This window comes from Streptococcus pluranimalium (assembly GCF_047785745.1).
GTDB lineage: Bacteria > Bacillota > Bacilli > Lactobacillales > Streptococcaceae > Streptococcus > Streptococcus pluranimalium_B.
This window is the reverse complement of record NZ_JBLOJT010000123.1, coordinates 1-4645: the sequence shown is the minus strand read 5'-3', so window position 1 is coordinate 4645 and position 4645 is coordinate 1. Positions and strand designations below refer to the sequence as shown.

Sequence of the window (4645 nt, the reverse complement as noted above, 5' to 3'; positions counted from 1 at the left end):
TGCAGTTCAGTCTGGTGGTTTTATTTCTATTTCAAGATATGCTATAATTAAGTATTACAAGCTCACTATAATAATTGTTTTTTTGAAGTTTTTAAATAAAGCTTTAGTAGTCATTATATAAAGAAAGATGGGGTGTTTTTTGTGCGTTGTCCAAAATGTCATACTACAAAATCTAGTGTCGTTGATAGTCGTCAAGCCGAAGAGGGGACAACTATCAGAAGACGTCGCGAATGTGATCATTGTCAAAATAGATTCACAACCTTTGAGCGAGTGGAAGAGCTACCACTATTGGTGGTCAAAAAAGATGGGACTAGGGAAGCCTTTTCAAGAGATAAAATCTTACATGGTATCATCATGAGTTCACAGAAACGCCCAGTTTCGAGTGAGGACATCGAAAATGTCATCAGTCGAATCGAGCAGGCTATCCGTAGTAACTATGAAAATGAAGTTCCAAGTACAGTTATTGGTAACATGGTGATGGATGAATTAGCAGAGCTTGATGAAATCACCTATGTTCGTTTTGCTTCCGTATACCGTAGTTTTAAAGATGTTGATGAAATCGAAGAATTGTTGCAACAGATTACCAATCGTGTTCGTGGAAAAAAGGGTAGTTAATGAGACCTATTGATGAATTTTCATTTGTAAAAGGTAATGTTGTCGATGTGGCTCCGGAAGCTCTCATGACCTGTTATTATCCCATTATTGGTCAAGATGCCTTCAGTCTATATCATTATTTGGTTGTCTTTAAGGATGATGGCACTAAAAAACATAAGTTTTCAGAGATTCTCAACCACACGTTGATGGGAATGTCAGCTTTTGAAACAGCGTTGGCAACCTTGACAGCAATGGACTTAGTTGCTTTCTATCAGCATAGGGACTCCTATCTGATCAATCTAAAAGCTCCCTTATCAACCGAAGCTTTTTTGAAGGTCTCTTTATATCGACAGTTGTTGATACAAAAAATTGGGGAAGTCGCTGTCGGTGAGATTGATCTTGTGTTACCAGAAAATGCTCAGAATTTGTCTAAGAAATTTTCAGATGTCTTTGACGATCAAGGACAAGTTGCTCTTTTAAAAGAAAATAACAATACGAAAGAAAGTTTTGATTTGGAAGCTTTTAAAAATCTGATGAAGCGTGATGGCTTGTCTTTTGCTCAAGAAAAATCAGACGTTATCGGCTTGTATCGTATCGCTGAAAATCATCAAATGACCTGGTATGACACTTATCTGCTAGCTAAGGAAACGGCTGTCAATTTGACGATTTCTCTGTCAAGAATGAAAACCCAAAAAAAGCAATCTAAGGGAATTCCTGTTAAATCAGGAGAATTAACGGCTCAAGAAGCTATTCTTGTCAAACAAGCAAAGCTCGATAGGGCAGATGTTTTCTTGGCGAAAATCAAGAAGACACGAAAAGCGTCAATCACACATGATGAGAGGCAGTTGCTTCTAGACTTGGCTAAAATGGGGTTTTTGGATGAAGTGATCAATGTTATTGTGCTTTATACCATCATGAAAACCAATTCAGCCAATGTGAATAAAAAATACGCTATGAAGATAGCTAATGACTTTGCCTATCAAGATATTAATAAGGCTGAAATAGCTGTCTTAAAGATGCGCGATTTTTCAAATAGAACCTCTAAATCAACTCAAGCATCCTCGAAACAATCAGTAAAACCTAACATTCCTGAGTGGAGCAATCAGGATTATCAAAATGAGACGTCTGATGAAGAACAAAAACGATTAGAGGAAGCAAGACGTAAGGCTTTGGAACGCCTTAGAAAGGACTGATCATGGAAAAAGTAGGACAAACTTTAAACAAGTCGGGACATTCTAGGCATTTCGATGCTAACCAGGTGACCCAGTTGATCTTGTCAGATCCTGATGTAGTGACTTTTATCAATCAACATGGCTTGACACAAGATGAAATCAAACGGAGTTTACCAAAGTTTAATCAATTCATTAATGAACGTCGTAAATTCCAAGATCAGGAAGACAGTTATATTGCCAAAGGTTACGAGCCTATTTTAACCATGAATGAGGGCTATGCGGATGTCACCTACTTGGAAACAAGGGAGCTAAAAGAAGCGCAGGAACAAAAAGCGATTGAAAATCGGATTAATCTGGTTAGTTTGCCAAAATCCTATAAATCCATTTCATTTGATGATGTTTTATTGGATGATGTTAAACGTCTAGATGTTTATGAAAGTTTGGTTGACTTTATTAGCCAGTACCCTAGTCCTGACCAGAAAGGACTATATCTCTATGGGGATATGGGGGTTGGAAAATCCTTTTTCATGGCAGCTTTGGCGCATGAGTTGTCAGAGAAGAAAAATGCCCTGACAACGATCCTGCATTACCCAAGCTTTACCATTGATATCAAAAATGCGATAAAAACGGATTCGGTCAAAGATGAGATTGATGCTGTTAAAACCAGTGAAGTTTTGGTGCTTGATGATATTGGTGCAGAGCAAACCTCATCATGGGTACGTGACGAGGTTTTGCAAGTGATTCTGCAATACCGTATGCAAGAAAACTTATCAACTTTCTTTACGTCAAATTACAGTTTTGCGGATTTAGAACGAAAATTGGCTAATGGTCGAAACGGAGACGAAACATGGCAGGCAAAACGAGTCATGGAGCGTGTACGCTTTTTAGCTAAAGAGACCCACTTGCAGGGTGAAAATAGAAGATAAGGATCAAGTACACCTTGGAACTTATCAAAATAATTATAGAAAAAGATAGGGAGACATTATGTCCTTACCAACAGTTGCTATTGTCGGACGTCCCAATGTGGGGAAATCGACGCTATTTAACCGTGTTGCGGGTGAACGTATTTCCATCGTTGAAGATGTGGAAGGAGTGACACGTGACCGTATTTATACTAGTGCTGAATGGCTTAATCGCCAGTTTTCATTGATCGATACAGGAGGTATCGATGATGTCGATGCACCATTTATGGAACAAATCAAGCATCAAGCTGATATTGCTATGACAGAAGCCGATGTTATTGTTTTTGTTGTGTCTGCCAAAGAAGGTGTGACCGATGCTGATGAATATGTCGCACGTATCCTTTACAAAACGAATAAACCGGTCATCCTAGCAGTGAACAAAGTGGATAATCCGGAAATGCGTGCTGAAATTTATGATTTCTATACATTAGGTCTAGGAGATCCTTTCCCAGTATCATCTGTTCACGGTATTGGTACAGGTGATGTTTTGGATGCCATTGTGGAAAATCTTCCGTCTGAACATGAGGAGGAGAATCCAGATATCATCAAATTTAGTTTGATTGGACGTCCGAATGTTGGCAAATCAAGTCTTATCAATGCCATCTTAGGTGAAGAACGTGTGATTGCTAGTCCAGTGGCTGGAACAACTCGCGATGCTATTGATACAAACTTTACAGACAGCGAAGGGCAAGAATACACCATGATTGATACTGCAGGAATGCGTAAATCTGGTAAAATTTACGAAAGTACAGAAAAGTATTCTGTTATGCGCTCCATGCGTGCTATTGACCGATCAGATGTCGTTCTTATGGTCATTAATGCTGAAGAAGGTATCCGAGACTATGATAAGCGTATTGCTGGTTTTGCTCATGAAGCAGGCAAAGGGATTATCATCGTTGTTAATAAATGGGACACGATCAAAAAAGATAACCATACTGTCAGTCAATGGGAAGCGGATATCCGCGACAATTTCCAGTTCTTGACTTATGCGCCAATTATTTTTGTCTCAGCTGAAACGAAACAACGTCTCAATAAATTGCCTGAGATGATTAAGCGTATCAGTGAAAGTCAGAATCGTCGAATTCCGTCAGCAGTACTTAACGATGTCATTATGGATGCCATTGCCATTAATCCTACGCCGACGGATAAAGGGAAACGTCTCAAAATTTTCTATGGTACTCAAGTGGCGGTTAAACCACCAACCTTTGTTATCTTCGTGAATGAAGAAGAACTCATGCACTTCTCATATCTTCGTTTCTTGGAAAATCAAATTCGTGCAGCCTTTGGCTTTGAAGGAACTCCAATCCATCTCATCGCACGTAAACGTAGTTAATATTATAGAAAACAGCGACTGTGGTCGCTTTTTAGGTAATTTATGAAAAAACTATTATTATACTCGAAGAAAATCAAAATCTGACTAGAAAAAGCGTCGTAGCTAGAACTAAAGTTCATCAAGGTAAACTTGACAATATCAGATTTTGATTTTCAATGAGTATTAATTGGTTTTGGAAGTCTAATAAAGAAGGACAAGTGAAGACGCATGTTGGCACTGTTCCTGGACATAATTCTAAAATGGAAAAGTTAAATGATACGCAAGGGAAAGAATTGGAGAAAACGATAGGTCGGTTAGTCGTTTGGAGTCAATCTTAAATGCTTGATGGAGTTACTTGCTCTATGAGGAATTTACACTAGTAAATAAGTTATCTTAGAAATGGAGTGACTGGGCATAAAGCTCAATCTCACTATAAAATCGTCGTAACCTCTTAACTAACGCAATGGTTAGGAGGAACGCTCCATGATTTACTCTTTTTAGTGTTTCTCCTGTAGACTTGTTTAAAGGAGAGGTTTCAAACAACCACTGCTGAATGTCTGTTTCAGTTGCACTTTATGCTCTGGACCAGACCAGCAGTTTTTTAA

4 protein-coding genes are annotated in these 4645 nt (G+C 38.6%); all 4 read left to right on the top strand.

The annotated features are described in order from the left end of the window. Positions 1-141 precede the first annotated feature (141 nt). From nrdR to der, 4 genes are read left to right on the top strand one after another with little or no spacing between them, the layout of a single operon-like run. A complete protein-coding gene (gene nrdR, locus ACMZ6U_RS09415) occupies positions 142-615 on the top strand; it encodes a transcriptional regulator NrdR (protein WP_416108198.1) in 474 nt (157 codons plus the stop codon). Further along, on the top strand, positions 615-1787 hold the full coding sequence (locus ACMZ6U_RS09410) for a helicase loader (RefSeq protein WP_416108197.1): 1173 nt from the start codon (positions 615-617) through the stop codon (positions 1785-1787). The genes nrdR and ACMZ6U_RS09410 overlap by 1 nt, the downstream gene beginning before the upstream one ends. Before the next feature lie 2 nt (positions 1788-1789). Next, complete coding sequence (gene dnaI, locus ACMZ6U_RS09405) at positions 1790-2692, top strand: primosomal protein DnaI (protein ID WP_416108196.1); 903 nt, start codon at positions 1790-1792, stop codon at positions 2690-2692. A gap of 58 nt (positions 2693-2750) precedes the next feature. Continuing rightward, positions 2751-4061, top strand: a complete 1311-nt coding sequence (gene der, locus ACMZ6U_RS09400; RefSeq protein WP_104967322.1) for a ribosome biogenesis GTPase Der — start codon at positions 2751-2753, stop codon at positions 4059-4061. The last annotated feature ends 584 nt before the right edge of the window (positions 4062-4645 follow it).

Bases quoted from the DNA above. Each gene is read 5' to 3' on its own strand.
- ACMZ6U_RS09410 (WP_416108197.1), top strand. From the start codon at position 615: ATGAGACCTATTGATGAATTTTCATTTGTAAAAGGTAATGTTGTCGAT.
- dnaI (WP_416108196.1), top strand. From the start codon at position 1,790: ATGGAAAAAGTAGGACAAACTTTAAACAAGTCGGGACATTCTAGGCAT.
- der (WP_104967322.1), top strand. From the start codon at position 2,751: ATGTCCTTACCAACAGTTGCTATTGTCGGACGTCCCAATGTGGGGAAA.